The following is a 23,274-nucleotide window of genomic DNA, read 5'->3' on the forward strand; positions in this document are numbered from 1 at the left end:
AGAAATCAGCCAAAAAAAGAAGATTTTCAGTTATACGAATTTTTGGATTATAAAGATGAAGCCCAAAGTATCCAGGGGGTTGCGAGGAGAAAAATTGCGGTATTTAAAACGGTGATGACAGCCCCATGCTTATAAATATCTTCCGAAGGCAAAAAGCCACTGCCGGCAAATAATACATTTGAACTGGAAGCCTGAGGGGTCATTACGGCAAAGTAATTGGTGGCAAAAGAAAGCATGAATGCCATCAAGGCCGCCGGTACCCCCGCATTTACCGCCACCTGTAAAAAAACGGCATACAAAGCCAGCAAATGGGCTGTCTGACTCACAAAAAGATAGTGGATGAGTACATATAAGACGGTGAGCAGGATATAAACGGTTACCCAGCTATAGCCGCTGATATAAGTAGCTAACTGCGCGCCCAAAGTTTTCATAAACCCCATATCATTCAGGGAGGTACTCATCATATACAAAATGGCAAACCATATATATGTTTCCAATGCATCCCCCGCCCCCTGCCTGATATCTTCCAGGGTATATACATTAGCCAGTATCAAAATAGACAGTCCCAGGAAAGCTACAATGGCCAGATTGATATTTAATACCGGGGATAAGGCCCAGAGTAGGATCATCCCAAAAAAAGTGGCCCCCATAATCCATTCTTTGCTGCTCATGGGTCCCATTTTCTGAAGTGCTTTTGCAGCCATTTCAGGGGCTTCAGGAGTGTATTTGTCTTCAGGAGGAAATATTTTATACAGAATATAGGGAATCGCTACAAGGGCAATAAAACAAGGTACCGAAGCCACTATGAACCAATTTCCAAAATTCATATTAACCCCAAATTGAGCCGCAATACCAGCACCCACCGGGTTGGCAGCCATCCCAGTAAACCACAGAGCAGAACTTATGGTATGCCCGGATATAGCAGTCATCATGAGGTAGCTTCCCGTCTTCCTTCTGCCTTCAGGAGTGGGCAGGGATCCGGTGTCTAGGGACAACGCATGAGCAATAGGATATAAAATACCAGATCTTGCCGTGTTACTGGGAATGGCCGGACCCAGGAGTGTATCTGTAGCCACGATGCAATACCCCAGATTGAGAGTAGATTTCCCAAATCTGCGAATTAATAAAAAAGCAATACGCCTTCCCAGGCCCGACTTGATCACTCCTTTTGCCACTAAAAAGGCCGCCAGAATAAGAAGGATAAAGCTTTCAGAAAACCCTGAAAAAGCCCTTTCCGCAGGTAGTACTCTCAATAGTACCACGGCAACAAGTGCGAGAATAGAGGCAGTGAAAATAGATAGGGCCTCAAGTAAAACTCCAATTATCGCCGTAAAAAATATGGTAAACAGGTACCAGGAATCTGGTGACAGGTCCCAGGGAATAGGCAGATTCCAGATCACAATTCCCAATATCAGGGTAATACCCCTTTTTATCCAACGCAGTTTGTGATCGTTTTGTGTTGATTCCGTCTCCCTGGCTGAATTCATAGTTTCTATTTATTCCTTATATGATTATTAACTGCTTTTTGTTTCGATGCTATTCCCAGATTAGATTTTCAATCCAGTATTTCTTGTCATTGAGAAAATTCGGATGAATATTACCATTTTCTAAGTTCATAGAATGGTCTGTATCGGGGTATAATTTAATCAGGAAGTTAGGTTTGTCTGGAATAAGGGATATCGAGGTCACAGGATCTACCAGGATATCATTTTCTCCGTATTGGAACAAAACTGGGCAGGTGATACTCCCAACGCTGCCTTCGAGACCAAAATGTATGTCTTCCCTCAAAGGTCTGGAAGGAAGGTTTTTTGAAACTGCCGGTCGGTATCTTAGTTTGGGTAGTGATTCGATTAGTTTTTTAATAGAGGAAATGGTTTCATCTGAGATAAGACCCTTGCCAACATCATTAAAATAAATCTCCCATACATCTACTGCCTGTTCGATTTCTGTCGGCTTAAAGCCCTGAGCGGCGAGATAATGCTGAATTGCGTATAGTTGATTCTCTTTGAATGAAGCAATCGGCCCGGAAACCACGTTTACAAAAGCTATTTTCTCCCGACTTCTTATGGCCATATTCAGGGCAAGTCGGCCCCCTTCACTCATGCCATGCACGCCCACATTTAAACTATCTATTGCCTTTTGTGATGAGAGCCATTTATGCAGCTCGAGGTACTCGGTTGTTTTGTCTTTAAAACTTTGCTCCTGCCATCTTTTCTCAGTTTCTGACAATCCGGTTCCCGATTTATCACAGACCAGAGCAACTATTCCATTTTTTGCAAAGAATTCAGCCTCATACAGATAATTGGCTAAACCTACATCTCCCCCACCCTGAAGGCAAAGTACCGCTGGTACTTTTTCATTGTCGTCCCGAATAGGTTGAAACAGAAAGCCGAAGATTGTGCCATTGGAGGTGTCAATCCAGACCGAGTCTTTCTTTACTTTATAAGGCGTGTCTTCAGATAATTTCTGCTTTTCGCGCTTTTCCTGGCATGAAGTATTAGTTGATATAGCCAATAAGAATAATAGGAGAAATGGAAATTTCCTGAAGAAGACGATTTTCATCTGAGTATAATCATTTAGGCCTTATCAGCAAAAATGGTAAATAATATCAACTTTTGCCCTACAATTATTCTTTCCTTTTTCTCGTCCAGAAATCAATTTCCACCTCAATTATATCTGACAAAAAATCGGGCATAGCCGAATGTTTGAATTCGCTTCCAACACCATAATCCTGGCGGTTTAGTGTTGTTCTCGATCTAATACCGACTGTATTATTCTCAATTTTTACAATTTGAAACGGGAATACATAATCCTTTGTTACCCCGTGCATTGTAAACTTTCCGTAAGCCTTAAAATTGGAATAATCGATCTGTAGAATAGAATCACTTTCAAAGGTGATGTGCGGATATTTTTCTGCGTCAAAAAAATCAGCAGTACGTAAATGGGCATCCCGATCCGGAATTCCAGTATTGATGCTCATTACTTTGATTACAGTAGAAATTTTAGAGGAATCCATGCTTGATTCATTCCAGTCGAGTAATAGCTCATAGTCCGTGAATTTGCCGGTAACCTGGGTAAAACCTGCTATGGAGATATTAAACCCGATGGTCGAATGGTTGGGCTCTACAGTCAACTTTTTAGTCTGAGCCCCCATGTAAATAGAAAAAAATACTAATAAAATAGTTGTCAATTTTTTCATGTCAAAAAGGGATTTATTCCATTCCTTATGGAATTATCAATCTGATATCTCAGAAGCCGTGGATATGACTTACCTGAGCCTTAAGATAAGGTTTAAAGATATTCCTGCCTTATATCAAGGAAGTATTTTTTTGATTTGAATTTTTCATTCGCCCGGTTCTGCAGACTAAAATTTAGTTCCGGGAGAGTTTATCAATAAGGTCGGCGCAACCTCCGGATCTTATGAATTCAGTATGCGCATCAATACTATCAAATTTTATTCCCGTGATTTCGGAGCATATTATTTTAGAATTTGTATAGTTCATAAATTCCTTGAGCACTTTTTCTGATCTCTTATTTTTCATGGGTGATTTACCATCAACTTCCCTACACCATTGAAGGGATTTTATCCAAATGGCCGCGCTTAGAGCTCCACAAGCAGAACCACTTAAACCCAGTCCTCCTGCAAAGCCGGCAACCATGATGATCTCTTTATCATTTGCCCCCATTTTTCTGGCGACTTCAGAGGCGCAACTAATAAATTCCGTATTATCTGCTTGAGTCCTTGAAATACTTTCAAAAGCCTGTTTTATGGCTTCAGGAGCCCAATTTTGAGCAAGTTCAAAACAGTGACGGTACCTTCCTGATAACATGTATTTGGCAAAGCTGAGTTTATTTGAAAAATCACATCTGGTAATTTCCCGGCAATTTGTCGTTTTTTCACGTTGCTCAAAGGAAGACATAATGCTTTGAGTTGCCTTGATGGTAACTTTTTTGGCCAGATCGGTATTTCCGAATCTTCTGTACGATTCTGCTCCGGCGGCTAAAGACGCTCCCCAAAGCATCCCACATTGATGACCCTGTTGTAATATGCCCCCTGCCAAAACATCGGCAGCACGTTCTACAAGCTCATTTGGATGGCCGAATTCGCGGTTTAGCATATAGCATAAGGTGCGCGAACAGGTTCTGAGTTCCCGAAACACTTTCTTCCCATCAGTAGGTGCATCCTGGATATTGTATACATTTGAGTCCATAATACTTTAAATTTACGAATGAAGTAAAGTACAACAGACTAATGTTTAACCCTATGATTTTCATCAGGTTACCGTATCAATTTGCAGTTTAAAACCTTTGTACATTCCAATTTAATTACGTCCTTCTTGGGGATAATAGAATATTTTGTGATAGTTTTGTAGGAAACCCCGGAATTCTCATCGAAAATAAACCGCTTACCTTAGAAGGCCTTCTCCAATTAGATTTTAACACGATTATCTGGATAGCCGCTCCCATCATGTTTGCCCTGGTGGCCCTGGAATATTTCCTTTCCTATAGAACGAACAAAAATCTCTATAACGGAAAAGACTTTCTGGCTTCAGCTGCAATAGGCTTTGGAAATCTGTTTGTCAACGCCCTCACCAAGGTGGGTATTTTCTATATCGTAGTTATTTGTTATAACCTTACACCGTGGACCATCCCTCATACCTGGTGGTCTTATATCCTCTGTTTTATTGCCCTGGACTTCGTTCGCTACTGGTCGCACAGAATTTCTCATTTTCAACGTTTCTGGTGGTCTACCCATGTAGTTCACCACAGTTCAACATATTATAATTTTTCTACTTCTTTTCGTTTATCCTGGGTTCAGAACCTGAAGCTGGTATTTTTTGTACCCGTTTTTATGATGAGTTTTGATCCTGTCGTTTTTATAATTATTCATCAATTGGAGATCCTGTACCAATTCTGGATTCATACAGAACTCATCCGTAAGCTCCCTGCACCCGTCGAATACGTTTTTGTAACTCCTTCACACCACAGGGTACATCATGCGGTAAACGAGGACTATATTGACAAGAATTTTGGGTCGACCCTTATAATCTGGGATCGAATCTTTGGTACTTTTAAGGAAGAAAAGGAACAGGCCATTTACGGCATTACCAAGCCGGTGAACTCTTACAATCCGGTCTATCTGGTCTTCCACGCCTGGGGCGACCTGCTCAGGGATATCTGGCAACGTCCACAGAAAAGCTGGTCAATTATGTTTGGTAGCCCTACCGCCTGGGAACGTAAGCAAATGGAAAAAGCGAAGAAGGATAAAAAGAAGCAACCCAAGCAGGCTAAAAAACGTATCGATACCCGGGTTGTAGAACCCGTGGAGACAATTTAGTCCGACCATTCAGAGTATTTACTGTAGAACATTGCCGCATTTCATTCCAGAAATTGGCGCAAAGAAAAAGCCACATCCCTGTTCTAACCGGCTTGTGGCTTCTTCAATTAGGTGTTACCCCGTATTTATTTAATTTCCACCAATGTCAGGTCGAAAATAAGGTCTTGTCCTGCAAGAGGGTGATTAGCATCAATAACAATATGCTCCTCCTCTACTTCAACAACGCGTAATTGCTGTTCAGATCCGTCAGGATTAGTGGCAACAAGGCCCATTCCAATTTCCGGCTTGATCTCTTCCGGTAAATCACTTTTACTTACCTTCTGGAACAATTCCTTGCGCACTTCTCCATAGGCTTCTTCTTTGGGTATAGTGATGGTTTTTTCTTCATCTACCTCCATATCGATCAACCCTTTTTCAAAACCGGGAATTAAAGCTCCCTGTCCCAGGGTGACTTCCAATGGATCCCTTTCAAGTGAGCTGTCAAAAACCTGCCCGTCATTTAATTTTCCTGTGTAATGTACCCTTATGGTATCATTTGCTTTTACTTTTCCCATGTTGCTGTTTTCTATGGATTACAATTTAAAGGCGCAAAGGTAGTAAGTAAGGATTGATTGGACGAAAATTCCGGAGAAAAATCCCCTGCTTCATGGTTCACATTAATGAATTTCAGTTGCTATTGCAGGTAAATCTCTCAAAACACCTCCCCTATTGTGGAAATAAGTATTCTACAATAACCTTCGCAGCCATAGAACTGCCCACCTCAGAAGGATGGAACCCGTCCTGACTGTAATAATCGAGCTTTTCTGTACTTTCGATGTACTCTTTCCACACTTCTCCAACAGGCAAAAGCAGCGCTCCATTTATTGTGGCAGCATCGCGATGATTTTTAATAACATCATCAAATGTGCGGTAGTAATCAAGCGAAGGCCAGACCATAAAATAGCAAAGCGTTGTATTACTATCATCACAAAGCTCACGGTACTTCTTCCCGTCTTCTATCAGCATTCTACGGCCTTCCTTTTGGGAAGAAGGGCCTTGTTGCAGGATCACAAAATCAAAGGATTTACCAGCAATTAGTTTTTGAACTTTCCCATCCTTCCAGTGATCGATAATGGCATAATTGGGAAAAGCGATCATTTCATAATCCACTTCAATTCCTTTGCTTTGAGCTTCTTTCCTTACCAGATCCGGGAGATCATTAGTGTAGGTAAGGCTATTGCCAACAAACAGTATTTTGATGCCTTTGGTCCCTGTTGTATCCTGACTATGGGCAGTTGGATTCAACAGCAATAACAATAAATAAAGTAATACGAACCTATTCATGCAATTTGATTCTTTTCAGCGCTCTTTCCTTTTAATCCATCGCACTCCAAAATAGATGGTGCATATAAGCACAAGAAAAACAGCAATCGACAAAAATTCTCCTGCCGATAAACTGCTCAGTAGCCAAAGAATAGAGGAAATCCCTATGATAGGGATGATCCAGCCACCAGGCACCTTAAATGTCTTCTCAGCTAGCTCCGATTTCTTCCTTCTCATCCTGAGCGTCGCCAGAATGACCAGCAGATAGATAAGCAGTATAGCTGCACTAGCCAGAATGGCTAATTGTTCAAATCCTCCGGAGATGGAAAAAAGGAAAATCAGTCCGGCAAAGCAGATGATCGACCAGTATGGGGTAGCAAATTTAGCATGGACCTTCCCCAGGAATTTTGGAAACAGACCGTCTCTGGCACCGGCGAACAATACACGAGGCGTACTCATTACATCTGTACTTACTGCGCCATAACAGGATATTGCAGCCGCAATTAAAAGCAATGTACCTCCAATCGGTCCCATAATATTTTCTGCAACCGCAGCCAGGGGTGCATTTTTATAAAACTCAATTTCCTGCCCCAGTATCCCCTGGGTAACCGTCTGAAGCAACAAATAAATCAGCAGAACCATTGCCCCGCCAAGCATAATTCCAAGGGGGATCGTACGTTTGGGGTTTTTTATCTCCCCACTTGCCCCTAGGGCAGTTTCGAATCCTGCAAAGGCAAAAAACAGCACCAGGGTGGTATTGCCAAAGGTCTTTAAGCCCGGTAGTTGTTCCCATTGCAGGTTGACAGGGTCAATCAGGCTTATCCCAAGGATGCCGATACCGAATAAGGGTAAGAGTTTCACAATTGTGATCCACTTAATAAAGGCCACTCCCTGTTTCGCCCCGCGAATATTAGTGATCACCAGAAAACCGAGTAGGATAAAATAAAATAATCCCCGTATCCAGGGATCTGAAAATACGGGAAAAATAACGGCCAGGGAATCGGCAATGATGTTCATAAGAGCGGCACTCCCAAGGATACTCCAACCGAAAACGGCCAGCCAGTTTACGATAAAGCCGGCAAATTCTCCAAAAGCCGCCACCACATAAGCATAACTCCCCCCCGATTTGGTTACACGGGTTCCTATTTCAGCATAACACAACATAATGGCAGCCATCATCAGACCGCAAAAGAGATAGGCAAAGATGCTAAAGGCACCCAGTTCTATCCCTACAATTGCTGGTAAGGCAAAAATCCCGGCTCCTACTGTGATATTAATAATATTGAGTGATAAGCCGGTTACTCCTACAACCCGTTTTAGTTCAGGGTCTGCTTGGTTATTGGTCATGTTTGGTGGTTAGTTTGGTGTAAGCTATGTAAATGATTTGATTTAAATGAGGGAAAAACCATATTAATGGCTTATGCACTGTGACAGAAGGAAAATTTGAAGGATGACGTGAACAGTATCTGGAGGATGTTTTATGGCCCCTTGAAAGGAGATGATTTTCGATCCAGGGAAGCCTATTCATATTACATTTTATTGAATTTACTTCGCCAATTGCCCTGCTGTAAAGTCTAAAGCTTCCATAAAAGCTTCGGAGGTGTCAATATACTGTAATTGGTTCGCTTTACAGGATTTTTTAATTCTCTTACTGTGCGCAATCATGTTTTGGACATGGTCTTGAATATAGGCATCAGATTTATCGATGAGCCAGTCGTTTTGCAATTGGCTGAATTCCCTGATTTCACTGACTTTCTTTTCGACAGTAATATCGGTATAGCCCAGAAAACAAATTTTTATATGATCCGGATATTTTTTCTGAAGTTCAATGATGAGTTCCGGGAGGAGGGCTTCCCCTTCAATGATGGAGTCTGTTTCCACATGTATCATACTTTCCAGCATCGCTTTTATAAAGCTCCACAGACGTTCCGCAATCTCATCCGGAAATAATTTGTCGTGGACACCGTATTCAGGTATACCGTTTGTAAATCCCATCATGATCCAATCCAGGGAGAGATATGGAATTCCCAATTGGGTTGAAAGCCTTTTAGCGATGATGGTCTTTCCGGATCTCGATGCCCCGCCTATGATATACAACATGTTGTTTGTAGAAACTTTGCTATTTAGGCAAGTATACGAATTTGTCTTCTACTTTAGGTAAGAGCCTTTTGGTAGTATTTTTTACGCAGCCAAAATGATACCCTGACTAATAGTATCAAGGCTGGAACTTCTACCAGTGGGCCTATTACCCCTGCAAAGGCCTGTCCTGAATTCAAACCAAAAACAGCAATAGCGACGGCAATCGCCAACTCAAAATTGTTTCCTGCCGCCGTAAAAGCCACCGAGGCTGTCTTGTCATATTTTGCTCCCATGGCCCTGGAAAAGAAAAATCCGATGATAAACATAAGAGCAAAGTAGATGAGCAAAGGAACTGCAATGATGAGGACATCCATAGGGATTTCCACAATGAGTTCTCCCTTTAAAGAGAACATGACAATAATAGTAAACAACAACGCAACCAAGGTCATAGGAGAAATGGCCGGGATGAACTTAGTAGTATACCATTCTTCGCCTTTGAGTTTTACCAGGATCAGCCGACTTAAAATACCCATGACAAAAGGGATACCAAGGTAAATGGCCACACTTTCAGCTATGGTACCGATGGAAATATCAACGATAGCCCCCTCGAACCCAAAGTAAGGAGGGAGAAGTGTAATAAAAACATAGGCATAAAAACTGTAGGCAAATACCTGGAATATACTATTGAGAGCAACCAGTCCGGCACCGTATTCACTGCTCCCCTCGGCAAGGTCGTTCCAAACGAGGACCATGGCAATGCACCGAGCCAGGCCTATCAGAATGAGGCCGACCATATATTCCGGGTAATCGCGTAAAAAAGTGATGGCTAAAATAAACATGAGAACCGGACCTATAATCCAGTTCAGGATAAGCGAAATTGATAAGATACGGGTGTTTCGGAATACTTCGGGTAGCAATGAATAGTTGACTTTGGCCAAAGGTGGATACATCATCAAAATCAATCCTATCGCAATAGGAATATTCGTGGTTCCGCTGTTAAATTTGTTTAGTATATCCGGGAAGGTCGGGATAAAGTATCCAATTCCGATACCTATTGCCATAGCGACAAAGATCCAGAGGGTAAGGTTTCTGTCGAGGAAGCTTAGTTTTTTCTTGGTCATATTAAAAGGGAATGATGGGAATAAAATTTTAGCAGCAGTCGGGTTCGGGGATATCCTGGTTCAGGAATTCAAACATTACTCCTTTCATCTCCTGCCATTTCTCCGGATCAATACAATAGCAAACACTTGTACCTTCAACGTTCCCTTTGATCAGGCCCAATTGCTTGAGTTCTTTTAAATGCTGTGAGATGGTTGGTTGCGCCAGGCCAATTTCCGATACCAGATCACCACAATAACAAGTATCAATTTTAAAGAGTTTTTGAAGTATCGCTACTCTTGCCGGATGTGAAAATGCCTTTGCAAAGAGAGAAATATTGTTTTGTTCGTCTGTAAATATTTCAGTTTTTGCCAGTCCCATCAAAAATCTGTTTAATTAATCGCAATATTACGATTAATAGTTGGCTCTTCCAATCTATTCTGACCTTTTACATGGGAGGGTGCAAAAGACTTAATCAATACGATTATCTAAAAGGTATAATTATTGTAGTATTTGCGGAAACCAACTTCCATGAGAAAATTTTTAGTCCTGACCCTATGTTCTTTAAGTTTTAGCTGTATCCCGATTAAGATTGCCCCGAATATTGATGACTACAAAATTGTTGTGGCAAAAAAGTTTAAACGAGATCTGCCAAGGCAACACGCCTTTGTGTTTGAAGACGACAAAGAAGCAGATGAATTTTATCACTATATAAATTCCAGATTTGATCTGGAATTTGAAAATGTGGAACTCAATGTCCCTTTTACAGTAAACGGACAAACATATTTTATGTCGTTTGACGAAAGAGAAAAAGTAACGGAAGTTGTCAATTTGCTGCCTATTTTCATCGCTGGAGTATTAAAATCTGAAGCTATCGATCCGATTCTCGAAGATGCTAGTTCTTCCAGAAACTCGAACTGGTACGTTTTAATTACCGTAATAGACGGCAACTTTAATGACTGCCTGGCACCCGAATACCCCTTTCGGGAAGAAGTAATACTGTTTTTGCATGCCCTTAAAAAAGAATACCAGAGCACACATCATTATGTTGAAGCCTTTCTTAAAAAATGATGATATAACGAAAAACTTTTTACTGATGAACCTTTTACTCAGATCTTTGAAAGGACATAGAAAGAAGTAATCAATAGTCCTATCAGAATAAGACCAGACCAATGCCAGACCGGTCTTTTTATTTTGGATTTATTGACATCGTAAACATTTTTTAACTCTGAAGAGAACTCTTTTTTCCTGATCGTTCTCTTACAATGAACACATTCACTAAAAGTGCTTTTCCCTGCTGGAAACATGGGAATCCAGAAGATATGGAAGTATCTTCCAAACTGACTTATATTTTGTGTTCCAGAATTCTGACAATAGGTACATGCAGATCCCTCTACTTGAACAGACCCTATATGAGAGGCGCGTAATCCAAAGATAATCATAGGTTTAAAGTATTTAAAGCCTTGGCTATTTATCCTAATTATAACGCCTCATTATTCTTAAAATTGCAAAGCACAGATTAATTGCTGTCCTCCTTACCGGGAATCAGAAGGCATTAGAAAGCTGATGGCTCCTGGCAAAATACTTATGGTTGCGGGAAGAATACCTACATACTCACCATCCGCTTCGATACCACAAGGTTCTTCGCTTTCCAGTACAATTTCTTTAGCCTTGTAGTAGTGTACCTCCGAGTGTTTTATTCTAGTTCCTTTTTTTAAGTTGCGAAGATTTTTCAGATAGTCCCATATACTCAGGTTTCCAAAAATGACCACCTGAAAAACACCGTCATCAGGAACCGCATCGGGTGCCACACAGATGGCATTACCAAAATATCGACCGTTAGCTACCGCCATTTGAAGCAGTTTACCCTTCCATTTCCAGTCACCGCTGTTGCAACTCACTTCTTTTTTGCTGTAGCGGAAAAATCCAGTAATGATGTGTTTAAAGTAATTAAATCCCGGGCCTAATCGACTTGTAGTCTGCTCCATGCCTTTTACCACTTCGGCCCCCAGGCCCAGTCCGGCTATATTGATAAAGTAGCGTATTTCCTTTGTCTGATGTAATACTATTTTCCCCAGGTCTATCTTTTTGGTCGAGTTTGCTTTAATTGATCTGATTAATTCGTCCGGGGAATTGGAAACACCCACTGTTCTGGCGAAATCATTGGCCGAGCCCCAGGGCAGCAGGCCAATTGCAGGATAACTCTCCGAAGGGATATTACTTAGTAAGACCCCATTAATCAACTCGTGAAGGGTACCATCCCCCCCTACTCCAATTAAAAAATCGCATTCCCTTTCCGTGGCCTCCCTGGCTAGTTCTATGGCATGTTTTCCCTTCGTGGTAAACAGAATCTCTGTAAGGCCAATCTCCCCTTCTTCCAAGCACTTGTTTAGTCCTGGAAGTTCATTTTGCAGGCGTTTGTTCTTGTTGTTGACCACAAATACAATTTTCATAGGTTCATATATGGGTTTACAACTATTTCAATTCTTAAGGGTCTGATAGATTACTAAAAGTAATCCGGCTATGAAAATAGAAGTGAAGATCAGTTTATTATTCCTTGCCAGCCAATTAGGAAGAAAAATATCAAAATTATCCTTGTCTGAATCAGAATATTTCCTCGCCATCAATGTGAGGGGGCAGAACATTTTAAAGACTAGTAGCGTTAAACCTTCTCCTACAACCAGGGCTATACTAATCCAGGTAAAGGTATTTACCTTCCCGCTGATACCCGAGTACAGAACATAAAATATAATGACCACAAAAAATAACCAGATGACCGTATGTACAATTTTTATTGTCAAAAGCTTATCTGTCACTTTCATGGGTAATTGATTTGATCTAGTTGATGTTTTCTACTTTAACTCTTCTTATTATTTAGAAGTCAGCGCTTTAAATCCACCATATGCCATTCTGCCAGCATCAAAAATCAATGCTGATGGATCTGTGAGGGGTTTTAACAGGTCGTGCATCCTGGGATCTGCTGCTACGTGTTCATTAGCCCGGTCCCGTGTCTCCCGCGAATCGAATACCACCCATCCGAATACAATAGATTCATTTTCATTGGCATTAAAAGCTTCCGGAAAAGAAAGTGTTCCTTTCAAAATCATATCATCCCCAACATACTCAAAATAGGCAAGAGCCCCATGTTCCTTCCAGATCTCTGCAACCTTGTCTGCAACTCGCTTATACTTGCTTAGTCGATTTGTTGGTATGGGCAACACGAATCCGTCTATATAATTGGCCATATTTTTTGAAGATTATATTAAACATATTCCCCAGTTAAATTACGGATTTAGGTTGTAGTATACTGTTCCCTCTCAATAATAGTCGCTTTAATGGAATAATGTCATCTGGAAGAGAGGACAAAAAAACGGTTCAAGCTTAAGCCTGAACCGTTGTGAAACTCCAATCGGGTCGTAACCTGATCTATTTTTTCTCTTTCATTGCGCAAGTGCTTAAACCAAAAGGCGCATATAAAGGACAAAAGCTAATAAAACTGGTTAGAACAAAAACCCCGGCGAGGATCAGTAAAACTGTCCCCAAAGTCCCTGAAATAGTTCCTGTATATGCCAGCACTCCAATTACTACAGCAATTAGAATTCTGATAATTCTGTCTGCGGATCCCATATTTTTTTTCATCTGAATATATTTTAAGGTTTTAATTTTAATTCTCCATAAAGGTCGGAGATGAAAAATAAATATGCAGTGACTGTGGTCACCACTCGTCAATAATTCTTATTTCGCCAGAATTCTGGGTAATCTTACCGTCATTTTCGAGTTTCTTTATTACCCTCGAAATAACTTCCCGGGCGGTCCCCAACTCATTGGCAATTTGGTTGTGACTCATTTTTATGGAGTCGGTTTCCATTAGGTCCGTTTTTTTTCTCAAATGATCGTACAGTCGTTTGTCCATTTTATCCAGCAACAAATTTCGGATAGTATCAATCAATTCGGAGTATCTCAGGTTAAACTGATTGTAAAACAATTCATTGAAGTGCGGATATTCCTTTAGCCAGTCAGGGAGTAAACTAACGGGGATAAGAAGGATCTGAGAGTCTTCTTCAGTAACCGCAAAGACTTTGCTGGGGGTATTTTTCAAGGCCGCATAAAATGTCATTACGCAGCTTTGTTCAGGTTCGATATAATAGAGTAACAATTCTTTCTCATCAAATCGTGAGTATACTTTTACGAGTCCTCTGATTACAATAGGTAATACCTTTACATATTGCTGTTCCCTTAAAATCTCTGTGCCTTTAGGAATCTCACGGATAGTGGATTCTTGGAGTATTAAATCAACCAGATCCGGCTTTAAAAAGGATAATAAATTCTTATCGAAATCCATCTTTGTCATTTGATTACTAAAGTTCTTTGATTACTTCACATGGATTTCCATAGGCAAGGACATTATCGGGGATATTTTTAGTGACCACACTCCCGGCTCCAATGGTTACATTATTGCCGATAGTCACCCCGGGGAAAATCACCGAATTACCCCCTATCCAAACATTGTCCCCAATGGTTACAGGTTTGGTAAATGTCAGGTAACGGCTGTCTTTACCCTCCCCAACGATCCTTTCTGATGCCTGTAAGGGATGACTTGCCGTATAGATTTGTACATAGGGGGCGATCAACCCATTCTTTCCAATGGTTATTTTATTATTGTCGAGAAACATACAATTGGTATTCACAAAGGTGTTCTCCCCAATAGAAATATGTTCCCCGTAGTCGCAAAAGAAGGGGGATTCGATCCAAACCCCATCCCCTTTAAATTCAAACAACTCTTCTAACAGTCGATCCCTTTCCTGAATTAAATCAGAATCGAGATTGTTGAATTGTTTTAAAAGCCTGCGCGCTCTGTGATAGATCTCAATTAATTCGGGGTCTCTCGAATCGTAATTATCCCCTTTAAGCATTTTCTCTTTTTCAGTCACCCCTTTGTATTTTGAAGTCCTATTTATCAGACCAAACCGCAAGTTCATTTCCACTGGGATCTTTAAAGTGAAATCTCCTTCCGCCTGGAAAAGAGAAAATATCCTTTACAATCTCTCCCCCATTCTTTGTGATAGCCTGTATAACCGCTTTGAGGTCTTCGTGATATAATACGACAAGAACTCCATGGGTAATCGGCTTATCTGTTTTTTCAAATCCGCCATAGACACCACTTTCTGAGAAGGAGGTATAGGTGTCTCCGTAGTCAGTAAATTTCCAGCCAAATACTTTACTGTAGAAGTTCTTTGTGACAGCAATATCATTGGTTTTGAATTCGATATAACTGATGATGTTGTTTTCCATTTAAAAGATTTTATTTTGAGTGGCCCAAATTGTTTCTGTGCCATTACGATGATTGATTATACTAAGCTCATTACTAATCCATACCTTTCATATAATCCTTTGAATTTGATTCGATGGTCTTCTTCAGATTCGCAAGGTTGGTCTCCTCCTGGGTTTTGAATGTGCCTGAAAATAATGCCGACATTGACTTTGACACTATACCATTTCCCTTGACTGTGGTAGTAGAACTGATCTTTGTTCTCCTATCTACAGGCTCCATATAAATGGTATAATCCATATCCATAAAATCGTTAGAAAAAATCATGGAGCAGGATTTTTCCGGATCGATATCGGTTATGGTTTCCCGGATTATCATTTCCTGTCCTTCCGTTACAAAATAAACATCGGATACCGCTCCCACAGTTCCGGGTGTACCACTGATGTGTTCTATTCTCTGAAACCCATCGAGCCAGTCGCCCATTTTTTCCTCATCCTGACTCACAGCCCAGGATTCAGCAAGGGGTTTATCAACCATGATTTCGGCTTCATAAGTCAATTCTGGTTTAATAATCCCGATCATAAAAAAAACAATAACCAGGACACCAATAATTCCAAGGATGTACTTTAAATATTTCATAACGCTGGATTTATTAATTTGACATGTAGTTCGACTGAAACAGATGCGATTAAACACCTTAAGGTAATAAAAATTAGATTGTGCCACCTCGCTGATCTGGTCAAGAATATACAAATTAGCTCATGAATGGATATTATCTAAAGAGCTTCGGATTCCGTAGAATTCTGTTTTAGTTCCTCGCCTTATAGCGATTTACAAAACGCCTGAGAATTTCATGGGGAACAGGAGCTTCCTTATCCTTAATGGCCTCTATTAACTCCTGTGCCTGAGAAGGCGGAAAATAACCATTGTGCCTATAGACCTTTATTCGTAAAATAAACTCATCAGCATCGGCTTCCAGATGGAACTGTGCGCTGTATATATTTTCTTTAAACCTGAACATCTGAACCGGGCAGGCTTCTGATGTAATCAGCAATTCAGCCCCGGGAGGAGTGTTGTTGCACGCCTCCTTATGGCCGACGAAAGCAGAAAATTTTCTGGGCAAGCCTTTGAGCAAGGGATCTTTTGCCCCGGTATCCGTAATAGTGATTTCCACATTACCAAGAGGTTCTGCATAGGTGTTTGAAATACTTACCCCCGAATATTTCCCTAGAAGTCCGTTCCCCGCACACACTCCAAGGAAGGGAAAATCCTCAGACACTACCCGGTGTAAAAAGTTCATAAAGAATTGTTCGATTTTCTTTTGTAATTCGCTCTTTTCTTCTTCAGGGATGCTCACATCAAAGGGACTTCCTCCCACTAGTATCGCCGAATAGTCGTGCAGGTCAATTTGCGGATTTGGTTCTTTATCCAGACGGATCTGCTTCACTTCATGAGCTGCTAATCCACCAAACCGCAGGAAGGATTCGAGCTCACTTTTGGTGGTCTCGTCTTCCGGTCGCAATTGAAGAATTAAAAACTTTTTCATAGATCGCATTGTCTTTATTATCCCTGTCTTTTCTCCTTTTATTCAGGATGAAATTATTTCGAACCAGTAAGTTTTTTGAAGGTTCATTTTTGTGATGGGTATAGGCTTCTATCATTTCGAGGTGTAAAATCTTAAAGCCGAAATCCAGCACGCATTGCATAGCCTCCTGCATAATTCCCTTTCTCTGATACTCCGGACTCAGATCATAGCCTGTTTCTGCTGTTTTCCTGTCCTCACTGATGTTCCACAGACAAATACTGCCTATCATATCAGGGCGGGTTTTCAAAGAAATGCACCAATAGTATATTTTTCCAGTATCGATTCCTTCAATAGTCTTTTCTATAAAGTCAATAGCCTTATCCTTTGTATCTGCGTTCGGACGTTTAACAAGTTTATTCACCTCCTTATCAGTGCGCAAATAGGAAATCACCTCCCAGTCTGATTCAACAGGCTTTCTTAAGAGCAGTCGTTCTGTTTTTAACTCTGAGAAAGGAATACACTTCATTGTAATTTCTTTTTACTGACCTGAGGGCAGAACAAAAAAGTCGGTCTACTAAACCTCCGCTACCTATTCAGCCTTATATACCTCCCATTCAATTTCTATCATAAACTCGGGCAAAGCCAATCCTGTTACTTCAACCCATGTACCGGTTGGGAAATGCTTTGTATAAATTTCACCCCTGTATGCCGATTTTTCTATCAGCGAGGCCATATCCGTGGTAAAGATATTCTCCGCAACCACGTCATCATAGGAGCAACCGTAATGATCTAAAATCTTCTTCAGGTCGGCATAGCAATTTTTCATCTGCTGTTCTATGTCGCCGATCGCAGTCGGATTACCGGCATCATCCATGCTTACGGCCCCGGAAATCCTGATCTCATTGCCAATTTTTACAGCATGGGAATAACCATATGCCTTTTCAACTTCCGGGCGGAGCAGGAAGTATTCAGGTTGTTCTACTTTAACTGTTACTTCTTCTGTTTCTTTGGTTTGTTTTTGTTTACAACTCTGGATACCAGCCGTGAATACAAAAAGCAGGATAGGCAATGCAAGGGAGTAGATTGGTTTTTTCATATTGTTAGTTTTTAAGCCTTCTTAGAATGTTAGCTTCAAGGTAGGAAAAAATTAAATGAGAAGAACGGCTTTGATTTCCCGGTGTCCCGGGAATAAGGTTATTCGTCAAGAAGTGAATTTGTTGGCTTCACCCTTGTATTATAATTAGTTATGATCTTTTTAAATAACTGGATATAATCTACTTTTTTTCATCGATATCCAGCGTTGGGATTCGGATGATCTCAATGGTAGATGAAGCCAACAACACTTTCCCATCAGTTTGTTCAATTTCCTTTCCGATAAGACTGTTTAATAAGTGTTTTGTATACCTTCTTTTCTTTTAGTCGACGATATATCTCAAATTAAACTGAATCCAGTTATCGGTCATCGTGAGCGCCAAAGTGGGCTCAACCAGCGCATCTTCAATGTAGTATTTGTCAACAATGGTTTTCCAGTTGGAAATAGAATTGTTGACATATTCAGACAACTGTTCAGAGGCGACACGAATAATTATTTGTTTTGCCAATTCAACATCAGAACCATAGCGTATTGGCAGGTTGAACTCATCCCATATAAATGGGAAGTCTTTTGAATAATTATAAACCGGACCTTTAAAAACAAAGGCATTGCTCAATTTCACTATCCTTCCACTGTAATTATCGCTCGTGACCCACTGCCCTATTTCCATCATTGTGGTATAAATACTATCGATATCGATGACATCTCCCTTAATTCCGTTGATCTCTATTCTGTCCCCGGGTTTATAAACCTTGACGAAAAAGATATAAAAGGAACCGGCAATACTTAGAATCAACTCCTGAAGTGTGATTGTAATTCCGGCAGTAAGAAGGCCAATTGCCAGTGTAAAGTCTTTGATGTTGCCGGTAAAATAGGATATGGAAAGAAAAATAATGAGGATATATCCTACTATTTCAACCCCTTTTTGTGATTTGTACCTCACAGAGGTATTTGGCAAGCTTTTACGCAGGAACCTTCTTAAGATCCCAATAATGGCAACAATCAGAATTACCCAAACGACAAACTTGATAATTCCTGTTGCAACAGGATGCTCATTTGTCCAATCTCCGATAAAATTTAAGACCTCCATGGTTTATCCGGGTAAATATATTCACCTATGCAATAGCATTTTCATCTTGCCATAAGGTTAAAACAAAGTAGGCACTACGTTTCAGGCGGCGGTATTGCCCCTTGCGACACTATCCTATTAAAATAAATGGTACTCTAATTTAGGGAGATAAAGCCAAATCTTATGACATTACGAGCGATATATTTTAGTGAGATATGATCTTATTTCAGGAATAGGATCAATCAGGACTTCAGGACATTTCCCCATTTTAGAAGCAGCATCGTTATGGTCGTAAAAACAATACCGTAAAAAATAGCCGCCTGCCAGTAAGACAATCTCGTTGGCCAGTGTTTCCACATCTTAGTGCCGTATTCTTTTTTTGCACCCGCTGCAGTGAGTCTCCAAAAAAGGAAGACGAAAACCGCAAAAACTAATACTGCTATTCCAATTATCCAGATTTTATCCATACCTACATTTTATGATTTTAAGCAATTTAGTTAATCTTCTCCTTGTTTTAATACAAAGTCTTTATGTCAAAGCCCATAAGGCTCTCCGCCATGCGCTTGTAAGCAAATACAACCCTCAGCAGGAACATTGCCTTCCTCAGTAAATTCAGCCGTTGTTACCCCATTGATTTTAATTTTAATATCCTGTCCCCTGACCCCGATTTGAACTTCATTTCTTCCTGAACAGCAATTTTCTGTAAGCACTATCTGACACTGGTTTTTTTAAATTCAACTTTTTCAAATGAGTTTTTGTTAAACTTCAGGACACCTGAACCTTGGGTCCCCAGCCAGATAACTCCTTGATTATCTTTATACATAGATGAGAGCTTTACATCATTTGTTCCATCTTTGATTGGATAATGAGTCAAATCCTTTCCATTATTCTTCCAAACGCCGTTGTCAAACGTCATCATCCATAAATTATGACTATTGTCCATGACCATCGATAAAAAATATTGAGTTTCTTTTTCTTTATTTTTTATTCCCGGAAGTCGGTTATAAGTTATTTGTCCTAGATCTTTATCCAAAATGATTTCATGCTTGATTTCATATTTATAATCTGAGTTGGAAATCCAAATATGGCCTTTGCGATCTTCAGCTATTGACCTAATCCCAAAAGCTCCACCATTTGGAGTTTCGGTTAGTTCTTTTTCATATAAATAACTTATTATTTTTCCATCGAATCGGTAAATTCCCATATCGGATGTGCCAAACCAAATATGTCCTTTACGGTCTTTATAAATAGCATAAATCCCATAAGGGCTATGAGATGTATTTGGATATTTCTCTATAAAATCATCTTCATGAGGTGATTTCGGAAATTCATAAGAGTACAATCGATTTCCATCGTAACGAAGAGGACCTTTTCCCTGATAACCTGATGAAAACCAGAGATCGTCAGGTTGTAATTTCCATTGATTTGTACCTGATAGATTTTTGTCAATACTTAATGAATTAAATGATTTTCCATCAAACTGGCTTATGCCTTCAGTTGTTTCAAAGTAAATATTTCCAAAGGTGTCTTCTTGTATCCGACGAATCTGATTGCCAATTAATCCGTCGTCTTTTGTGAAATTGATCAATTCTTGCCCGTCATAGTAAAACACCCCCTTATCTTTACTGCCAAACCAATAATTTGATTTTTTATCCTGATAAATAGTCCAAATAGACGGGCTAAGGTCAGAAACCGACTTTCCTTTTAGGATTTGCCGTTCAGATTTTTTTGAAACCTTATCATTGTTTATTCCATTGCAAGAGGATAATGCTATCAAAGCACCTATTATCATAAGTAAATTTAGGAGTAGTTTATTCAATTCTTTCTCAGTTGTTCAATTAATGTATGCGTATGACGATATTAATAAAACCAATTCTAATACAATTTATACTTGGCGATCAGCTTTTTATCACACCAGTACCATATAGCATCATCACTCGCGGGTTCATAGGGAGCAAGTTTATCGAATTCCATTCCCACTTTCTCCATCACTCTGATCGAAGCTTTGTTTTCTTTCATTGCAATAGCTACTATCTTATTTAATTTGAGTACATCAAATCCATAATTTAAGATGGCACGTGATGCCTCTGTTGCCAGGCCTGATCCCCAAAATTCGGGTAAGAATCTATACCCGAGGTCTACTTCATCAAATTCGGGGAGATAAGCCAACCCTGCCCAACCGACAAATTGCTTTCCACTTTTTAAAACAGTCGCCCATCTGCCATAGCCGTATTTTTTATAGTTCAGTATTCGCAACTCTATGGCTTTTTTCATTTCTTCCATGGAAGTTACCACGGGTTCTCCCGTATACTTTTGTACCTCGGGATCTGAATACAACTTAAACATTTCCTCCTGATCATCAAGGGTGATTTCTCTTAGTACTAACCTTTCTGTTTCTATGATAATTTTCACTTTACTTCTTTGGTTTCAAGGCTTTTAAATAATATCCACAGCTTAATAGTACAGTCATCATTACATTTGAAAAAAGAGATTTTTCTCATGTTTCTCCTTTTTTGTTCTTTGCTTACAACATTCTCGGCAATGAGTAGTTGCGTTCCGGATAACTATCCGTATTTATATGTAGGTGAGAATAAGCAACCTGTCTGCCATGCCACAAGTATGAATTACTTTGGTCAATTACCTATAATCATTTTTAGCTATCGTATTTCCACTCCAATATTTCCATAGTTTCTATTCCAAACTCCTCTAGCATCATATCGTATAATTTTTTATCCTCAATTTTATCAATGTCATCAGCATTGATTTTAATTTGGAAGTCTAGAAACTGAATTAGAATACTGTCTCCATATAATGCATATAACCTTTTCGCTTTTGTATAAAATTTAGATTGATACCAACCATAATTTCGCCCTTGTTTGAATATCTCAAAGTACTCTTTTTCAAATTGGTCAAGTGTTGTAAATTTTATTTCGCCCCAGGGTTTGTTCCTAATTACATATTCTTGATAAGCATCCATTCTTTGATAAGTACCTTGGTCTTCAAAATTTTTAGTTGCAGCAACCTGACAAAGATTTCCGAAAAGTTCATCGAGCCACTTTCTTTGTGAATTTCTGCCCGTGTGATAAGATTGATATAAATGCCCGAGTTCATGAATGGATAGGGCATCTCTGAAAAATAAATCCAAATTAATTTCGCTTCCGTAATACTTTTTCAGACTATCGAGTTCTGTTATTGAAGCATTTTTTAAGGCTTTTTCATGTCTTTGTGCCATAATAGATTTTCCTAGCCCTAGCACCATATTTCCCTCATAATACGCTTGGGGCATGCCTGGAGGAGGTGCAAATGCATAATTATCCCAGTTTTTATTGTCGATAAAGAGAACAGCGAATTTTAAATCCTCATCAAATATTTTATCAAAGTATTTTTTAGCCGACTCAATATTGCCAATTGTATTTTCTAGCTGCTCCGGTTCCGATTGGGTGGAATATATTTCGAATTTGTCAGTAGCGTTAATTCTAAATAACCCCTGGTGTTTAGTTCGATCAATCCATTCAGTATCTCCTTGTTTACAGGAAACACAAAGAAGTAGCGCAATTAGATAGAAGGTTCTCATAGTTTTCAAGCTTTTATGATAGCTAACTTTTAGTATATGTAGCATAGTGCCCGAATAGGAGCTATGATTTTCTATAGATTGATGGCAGTAGATATCTGTTCTTCATCTTATTTATTCAGAAAGTACAAATTGCCAGGATATACCGTATTTGTCTTCGCACCATCCAAACTTCTTTCCAAAACCATAATCTCCTTCACCATTATAGTTATCAAGAGGGACCATTATCTGACCACCATTGGAGGAAAGCTTTTCAAAAATTGTTTGTATCAATTCATCAGAATCGTCCATAATAAAAAGTGATACAGCAGGAGTAAATGACCAAGCGTGATTGTAATTGCTTTCAGAAACCATGTATTCGGTTCCGTTTAATGTAAATACCCCATATTTGATGAGTTCAGGTGTACCACCTGCCTCTCCTTCAGCGTACTTTGTTAAGCTTTTAATTCCAGAATTTGGAAAGACAGAGGTGTATAAATTTATTGCTTCCTCTGCTTTTCCACATTGTTTCCCTACGAAAGTTAAAAATGTTGCAGTGTTCATATTCTCATTTTTTACTCTCTTAATATTTTTTCAATTTTACGGCCCTTTGCCAATTCATCAATCAGTTTTTCCATTTGCCTGCATTGCTTATACAATTCAAATTCGTCCTCTATTTCTTCAATTCGATAACCACAAACGACCCCTTTAATCATGTGAGCATTGGGATGTATTTTAGCCTTTTGAAAAAAAGTTCTAAAAGTTACCTTTTCATCAATTAGAGCATGTAATTGATCTTCATCAAAACCGGTGAACCATTCAATTACCTGATGGAATTCTTCTTTCGTTCTGCCATTCTTCTCCAGTCTATTCCAGTAAAGTGGGTAGATAGATGCGAAGATCATATTCGCAACTTTTTCATTTTTTTCGGCTGTAACTTTCATCTTTATC

32 protein-coding genes are annotated in these 23,274 nt (G+C 39.7%); 2 read left to right on the plus strand and 30 right to left on the minus strand.

What is annotated here, in order from left to right; all coding sequences use genetic code 11:
- Nucleotides 1–47: 47 nt before the first annotated feature.
- From ACA086_RS05785 to ACA086_RS05800, 4 genes are all read right to left on the minus strand, one after another.
- Entirely contained in the window at nt 48–1,487 is a 1,440-nt protein-coding gene (locus ACA086_RS05785; RefSeq protein ID WP_371002396.1) for a DASS family sodium-coupled anion symporter, read from the minus strand.
- Nucleotides 1,488–1,536: 49 nt separating this feature from the next.
- Nucleotides 1,537–2,562, minus strand: coding sequence for an alpha/beta hydrolase family protein (locus ACA086_RS05790; RefSeq protein ID WP_371002397.1), 1,026 nt, complete (start codon nt 2,560–2,562; stop codon nt 1,537–1,539).
- A 64-nt stretch (nt 2,563–2,626) separates the two neighbouring features.
- On the minus strand, nt 2,627–3,199 hold the full coding sequence (locus ACA086_RS05795) for a YceI family protein (RefSeq protein WP_371002398.1): 573 nt from the start codon (nt 3,197–3,199) through the stop codon (nt 2,627–2,629).
- Between the two features lie 172 nt (nt 3,200–3,371).
- Nucleotides 3,372–4,211 carry a C-GCAxxG-C-C family protein gene (locus tag ACA086_RS05800; RefSeq protein ID WP_371002399.1) on the minus strand — a complete coding sequence of 280 codons (840 nt, stop codon included), beginning with the start codon at nt 4,209–4,211 and terminating at the stop codon, nt 3,372–3,374.
- Between the two features lie 257 nt (nt 4,212–4,468).
- Between ACA086_RS05800 and ACA086_RS05805 the strand changes: the two genes are divergently transcribed.
- The gene (locus ACA086_RS05805) at nt 4,469–5,338 is read left to right on the plus strand and encodes a sterol desaturase family protein (RefSeq protein ID WP_371002400.1); all 870 of its coding nucleotides are present in this window, start codon (nt 4,469–4,471) and stop codon (nt 5,336–5,338) included.
- A gap of 125 nt (nt 5,339–5,463) precedes the next feature.
- On the opposite strand, the gene ACA086_RS05810 is transcribed toward ACA086_RS05805, so the two are convergent.
- From ACA086_RS05810 to ACA086_RS05835, 6 genes are all read right to left on the minus strand, one after another.
- Nucleotides 5,464–5,892 (minus strand): peptidylprolyl isomerase, encoded by a 429-nt coding sequence (locus ACA086_RS05810; protein ID WP_371002401.1) that lies wholly within the window; start codon nt 5,890–5,892, stop codon nt 5,464–5,466.
- Between the two features lie 151 nt (nt 5,893–6,043).
- Entirely contained in the window at nt 6,044–6,661 is a 618-nt protein-coding gene (locus ACA086_RS05815) for an SGNH/GDSL hydrolase family protein (protein ID WP_371002402.1), read from the minus strand.
- Between the two features lie 15 nt (nt 6,662–6,676).
- Nucleotides 6,677–7,987, minus strand: a complete 1,311-nt coding sequence (locus ACA086_RS05820; protein ID WP_371002403.1) for an APC family permease — start codon at nt 7,985–7,987, stop codon at nt 6,677–6,679.
- Nucleotides 7,988–8,185: 198 nt separating this feature from the next.
- Nucleotides 8,186–8,740 (minus strand): hypothetical protein, encoded by a 555-nt coding sequence (locus ACA086_RS05825; RefSeq protein WP_371002404.1) that lies wholly within the window; start codon nt 8,738–8,740, stop codon nt 8,186–8,188.
- 53 nt (nt 8,741–8,793) lie between these two features.
- Nucleotides 8,794–9,840 carry an ACR3 family arsenite efflux transporter gene (gene arsB / locus ACA086_RS05830; RefSeq protein WP_371002405.1) on the minus strand — a complete coding sequence of 349 codons (1,047 nt, stop codon included), beginning with the start codon at nt 9,838–9,840 and terminating at the stop codon, nt 8,794–8,796.
- Nucleotides 9,841–9,868: 28 nt separating this feature from the next.
- The gene (locus ACA086_RS05835) at nt 9,869–10,198 is read right to left on the minus strand and encodes an ArsR/SmtB family transcription factor (protein WP_371002406.1); all 330 of its coding nucleotides are present in this window, start codon (nt 10,196–10,198) and stop codon (nt 9,869–9,871) included.
- Nucleotides 10,199–10,348: 150 nt separating this feature from the next.
- On the opposite strand from ACA086_RS05835, the gene ACA086_RS05840 reads away from it, so the two are divergent.
- Nucleotides 10,349–10,888, plus strand: coding sequence for a hypothetical protein (locus ACA086_RS05840; protein WP_371002407.1), 540 nt, complete (start codon nt 10,349–10,351; stop codon nt 10,886–10,888).
- Nucleotides 10,889–10,926: 38 nt separating this feature from the next.
- On the opposite strand, the gene ACA086_RS05845 is transcribed toward ACA086_RS05840, so the two are convergent.
- The 20 genes from ACA086_RS05845 to ACA086_RS05940 form a co-directional block, all read right to left on the minus strand.
- Nucleotides 10,927–11,259, minus strand: a complete 333-nt coding sequence (locus ACA086_RS05845) for a hypothetical protein (protein ID WP_371002408.1) — start codon at nt 11,257–11,259, stop codon at nt 10,927–10,929.
- Nucleotides 11,260–11,352: 93 nt separating this feature from the next.
- Nucleotides 11,353–12,270 (minus strand): diacylglycerol kinase family protein, encoded by a 918-nt coding sequence (locus ACA086_RS05850; RefSeq protein WP_371002409.1) that lies wholly within the window; start codon nt 12,268–12,270, stop codon nt 11,353–11,355.
- Nucleotides 12,271–12,297: 27 nt separating this feature from the next.
- Entirely contained in the window at nt 12,298–12,639 is a 342-nt protein-coding gene (locus ACA086_RS05855) for a hypothetical protein (protein WP_371002410.1), read from the minus strand.
- A 48-nt stretch (nt 12,640–12,687) separates the two neighbouring features.
- Nucleotides 12,688–13,062, minus strand: a complete 375-nt coding sequence (locus ACA086_RS05860; RefSeq protein WP_371002411.1) for a DUF1428 domain-containing protein — start codon at nt 13,060–13,062, stop codon at nt 12,688–12,690.
- A gap of 181 nt (nt 13,063–13,243) precedes the next feature.
- Nucleotides 13,244–13,456, minus strand: coding sequence for a DUF2892 domain-containing protein (locus ACA086_RS05865; RefSeq protein WP_369749184.1), 213 nt, complete (start codon nt 13,454–13,456; stop codon nt 13,244–13,246).
- A gap of 76 nt (nt 13,457–13,532) precedes the next feature.
- A complete protein-coding gene (locus ACA086_RS05870; protein ID WP_371002412.1) occupies nt 13,533–14,159 on the minus strand; it encodes a Crp/Fnr family transcriptional regulator in 627 nt (208 codons plus the stop codon).
- A 16-nt stretch (nt 14,160–14,175) separates the two neighbouring features.
- On the minus strand, nt 14,176–14,748 hold the full coding sequence (locus tag ACA086_RS05875; protein ID WP_371002478.1) for a sugar O-acetyltransferase: 573 nt from the start codon (nt 14,746–14,748) through the stop codon (nt 14,176–14,178).
- 19 nt (nt 14,749–14,767) lie between these two features.
- Nucleotides 14,768–15,109, minus strand: coding sequence for a VOC family protein (locus ACA086_RS05880; protein ID WP_371002413.1), 342 nt, complete (start codon nt 15,107–15,109; stop codon nt 14,768–14,770).
- 73 nt (nt 15,110–15,182) lie between these two features.
- The gene (locus ACA086_RS05885; RefSeq protein WP_371002414.1) at nt 15,183–15,725 is read right to left on the minus strand and encodes an SRPBCC family protein; all 543 of its coding nucleotides are present in this window, start codon (nt 15,723–15,725) and stop codon (nt 15,183–15,185) included.
- A gap of 169 nt (nt 15,726–15,894) precedes the next feature.
- Nucleotides 15,895–16,632, minus strand: a complete 738-nt coding sequence (locus ACA086_RS05890; RefSeq protein ID WP_369749180.1) for a glutamine amidotransferase — start codon at nt 16,630–16,632, stop codon at nt 15,895–15,897.
- Complete coding sequence (locus ACA086_RS05895; protein WP_369749179.1) at nt 16,577–17,137, minus strand: GNAT family N-acetyltransferase; 561 nt, start codon at nt 17,135–17,137, stop codon at nt 16,577–16,579. Before ACA086_RS05895 ends, ACA086_RS05890 begins: the two co-directional genes overlap by 56 nt.
- A 63-nt stretch (nt 17,138–17,200) precedes the next feature.
- Nucleotides 17,201–17,707 (minus strand): RidA family protein, encoded by a 507-nt coding sequence (locus ACA086_RS05900; protein ID WP_371002415.1) that lies wholly within the window; start codon nt 17,705–17,707, stop codon nt 17,201–17,203.
- Between the two features lie 319 nt (nt 17,708–18,026).
- Nucleotides 18,027–18,794 carry a mechanosensitive ion channel family protein gene (locus tag ACA086_RS05905; RefSeq protein ID WP_371002416.1) on the minus strand — a complete coding sequence of 256 codons (768 nt, stop codon included), beginning with the start codon at nt 18,792–18,794 and terminating at the stop codon, nt 18,027–18,029.
- 221 nt (nt 18,795–19,015) lie between these two features.
- Complete coding sequence (locus tag ACA086_RS05910) at nt 19,016–19,240, minus strand: hypothetical protein (RefSeq protein ID WP_371002417.1); 225 nt, start codon at nt 19,238–19,240, stop codon at nt 19,016–19,018.
- 66 nt (nt 19,241–19,306) lie between these two features.
- Nucleotides 19,307–19,483 carry a family 16 glycoside hydrolase gene (locus ACA086_RS05915; RefSeq protein WP_371002418.1) on the minus strand — a complete coding sequence of 59 codons (177 nt, stop codon included), beginning with the start codon at nt 19,481–19,483 and terminating at the stop codon, nt 19,307–19,309.
- Nucleotides 19,483–20,565 carry a two-component regulator propeller domain-containing protein gene (locus ACA086_RS05920; protein ID WP_371002419.1) on the minus strand — a complete coding sequence of 361 codons (1,083 nt, stop codon included), beginning with the start codon at nt 20,563–20,565 and terminating at the stop codon, nt 19,483–19,485. The genes ACA086_RS05915 and ACA086_RS05920 overlap by 1 nt, the downstream gene beginning before the upstream one ends.
- A gap of 83 nt (nt 20,566–20,648) precedes the next feature.
- Nucleotides 20,649–21,185, minus strand: a complete 537-nt coding sequence (locus ACA086_RS05925; RefSeq protein WP_371002420.1) for a GNAT family N-acetyltransferase — start codon at nt 21,183–21,185, stop codon at nt 20,649–20,651.
- Nucleotides 21,186–21,426: 241 nt separating this feature from the next.
- Nucleotides 21,427–22,347 carry a hypothetical protein gene (locus ACA086_RS05930; protein ID WP_371002421.1) on the minus strand — a complete coding sequence of 307 codons (921 nt, stop codon included), beginning with the start codon at nt 22,345–22,347 and terminating at the stop codon, nt 21,427–21,429.
- A gap of 111 nt (nt 22,348–22,458) precedes the next feature.
- Nucleotides 22,459–22,887: a VOC family protein gene (locus ACA086_RS05935; protein WP_371002422.1), complete on the minus strand. Its 429-nt coding sequence runs from the start codon at nt 22,885–22,887 to the stop codon at nt 22,459–22,461.
- A gap of 11 nt (nt 22,888–22,898) precedes the next feature.
- On the minus strand, nt 22,899–23,267 hold the full coding sequence (locus ACA086_RS05940) for a DUF2200 domain-containing protein (protein WP_371002423.1): 369 nt from the start codon (nt 23,265–23,267) through the stop codon (nt 22,899–22,901).
- Between the last annotated feature and the right edge of the window lie 7 nt (nt 23,268–23,274).

The sequence above is a fragment of the Muriicola sp. E247 genome, assembly GCF_041358175.1.
Taxonomy (GTDB): domain Bacteria; phylum Bacteroidota; class Bacteroidia; order Flavobacteriales; family Flavobacteriaceae; genus Muriicola.

Excerpts from the sequence above, each read along its gene's own strand:
- ACA086_RS05805 (WP_371002400.1), top strand. The coding sequence starts at position 4,469 with ATGTTTGCCCTGGTGGCCCTGGAATATTTCCTTTCCTATAGAACGAAC.
- ACA086_RS05930 (WP_371002421.1), bottom strand. The coding sequence starts at position 22,347 with ATGAGAACCTTCTATCTAATTGCGCTACTTCTTTGTGTTTCCTGTAAA.
- ACA086_RS05920 (WP_371002419.1), bottom strand. The coding sequence starts at position 20,565 with ATGATAATAGGTGCTTTGATAGCATTATCCTCTTGCAATGGAATAAAC.
- ACA086_RS05910 (WP_371002417.1), bottom strand. The coding sequence starts at position 19,240 with ATGGATAAAATCTGGATAATTGGAATAGCAGTATTAGTTTTTGCGGTT.
- ACA086_RS05870 (WP_371002412.1), bottom strand. The coding sequence starts at position 14,159 with ATGGATTTCGATAAGAATTTATTATCCTTTTTAAAGCCGGATCTGGTT.
- ACA086_RS05840 (WP_371002407.1), top strand. The coding sequence starts at position 10,349 with ATGAGAAAATTTTTAGTCCTGACCCTATGTTCTTTAAGTTTTAGCTGT.
- ACA086_RS05810 (WP_371002401.1), bottom strand. The coding sequence starts at position 5,892 with ATGGGAAAAGTAAAAGCAAATGATACCATAAGGGTACATTACACAGGA.
- ACA086_RS05880 (WP_371002413.1), bottom strand. The coding sequence starts at position 15,109 with ATGGAAAACAACATCATCAGTTATATCGAATTCAAAACCAATGATATT.
- ACA086_RS05905 (WP_371002416.1), bottom strand. The coding sequence starts at position 18,794 with ATGGAGGTCTTAAATTTTATCGGAGATTGGACAAATGAGCATCCTGTT.
- ACA086_RS05850 (WP_371002409.1), bottom strand. The coding sequence starts at position 12,270 with ATGAAAATTGTATTTGTGGTCAACAACAAGAACAAACGCCTGCAAAAT.
- ACA086_RS05835 (WP_371002406.1), bottom strand. The coding sequence starts at position 10,198 with ATGGGACTGGCAAAAACTGAAATATTTACAGACGAACAAAACAATATT.
- ACA086_RS05790 (WP_371002397.1), bottom strand. The coding sequence starts at position 2,562 with ATGAAAATCGTCTTCTTCAGGAAATTTCCATTTCTCCTATTATTCTTA.
- ACA086_RS05845 (WP_371002408.1), bottom strand. The coding sequence starts at position 11,259 with ATGATTATCTTTGGATTACGCGCCTCTCATATAGGGTCTGTTCAAGTA.
- arsB (WP_371002405.1), bottom strand. The coding sequence starts at position 9,840 with ATGACCAAGAAAAAACTAAGCTTCCTCGACAGAAACCTTACCCTCTGG.
- ACA086_RS05895 (WP_369749179.1), bottom strand. The coding sequence starts at position 17,137 with ATGAAGTGTATTCCTTTCTCAGAGTTAAAAACAGAACGACTGCTCTTA.
- ACA086_RS05815 (WP_371002402.1), bottom strand. The coding sequence starts at position 6,661 with ATGAATAGGTTCGTATTACTTTATTTATTGTTATTGCTGTTGAATCCA.
- ACA086_RS05820 (WP_371002403.1), bottom strand. The coding sequence starts at position 7,987 with ATGACCAATAACCAAGCAGACCCTGAACTAAAACGGGTTGTAGGAGTA.
- ACA086_RS05855 (WP_371002410.1), bottom strand. The coding sequence starts at position 12,639 with ATGAAAGTGACAGATAAGCTTTTGACAATAAAAATTGTACATACGGTC.
- ACA086_RS05795 (WP_371002398.1), bottom strand. The coding sequence starts at position 3,199 with ATGAAAAAATTGACAACTATTTTATTAGTATTTTTTTCTATTTACATG.
- ACA086_RS05785 (WP_371002396.1), bottom strand. The coding sequence starts at position 1,487 with ATGAATTCAGCCAGGGAGACGGAATCAACACAAAACGATCACAAACTG.
- ACA086_RS05940 (WP_371002423.1), bottom strand. The coding sequence starts at position 23,267 with ATGAAAGTTACAGCCGAAAAAAATGAAAAAGTTGCGAATATGATCTTC.
- ACA086_RS05865 (WP_369749184.1), bottom strand. The coding sequence starts at position 13,456 with ATGAAAAAAAATATGGGATCCGCAGACAGAATTATCAGAATTCTAATT.
- ACA086_RS05860 (WP_371002411.1), bottom strand. The coding sequence starts at position 13,062 with ATGGCCAATTATATAGACGGATTCGTGTTGCCCATACCAACAAATCGA.
- ACA086_RS05825 (WP_371002404.1), bottom strand. The coding sequence starts at position 8,740 with ATGTTGTATATCATAGGCGGGGCATCGAGATCCGGAAAGACCATCATC.
- ACA086_RS05935 (WP_371002422.1), bottom strand. The coding sequence starts at position 22,887 with ATGAACACTGCAACATTTTTAACTTTCGTAGGGAAACAATGTGGAAAA.
- ACA086_RS05885 (WP_371002414.1), bottom strand. The coding sequence starts at position 15,725 with ATGAAATATTTAAAGTACATCCTTGGAATTATTGGTGTCCTGGTTATT.
- ACA086_RS05900 (WP_371002415.1), bottom strand. The coding sequence starts at position 17,707 with ATGAAAAAACCAATCTACTCCCTTGCATTGCCTATCCTGCTTTTTGTA.
- ACA086_RS05890 (WP_369749180.1), bottom strand. The coding sequence starts at position 16,632 with ATGAAAAAGTTTTTAATTCTTCAATTGCGACCGGAAGACGAGACCACC.
- ACA086_RS05800 (WP_371002399.1), bottom strand. The coding sequence starts at position 4,211 with ATGGACTCAAATGTATACAATATCCAGGATGCACCTACTGATGGGAAG.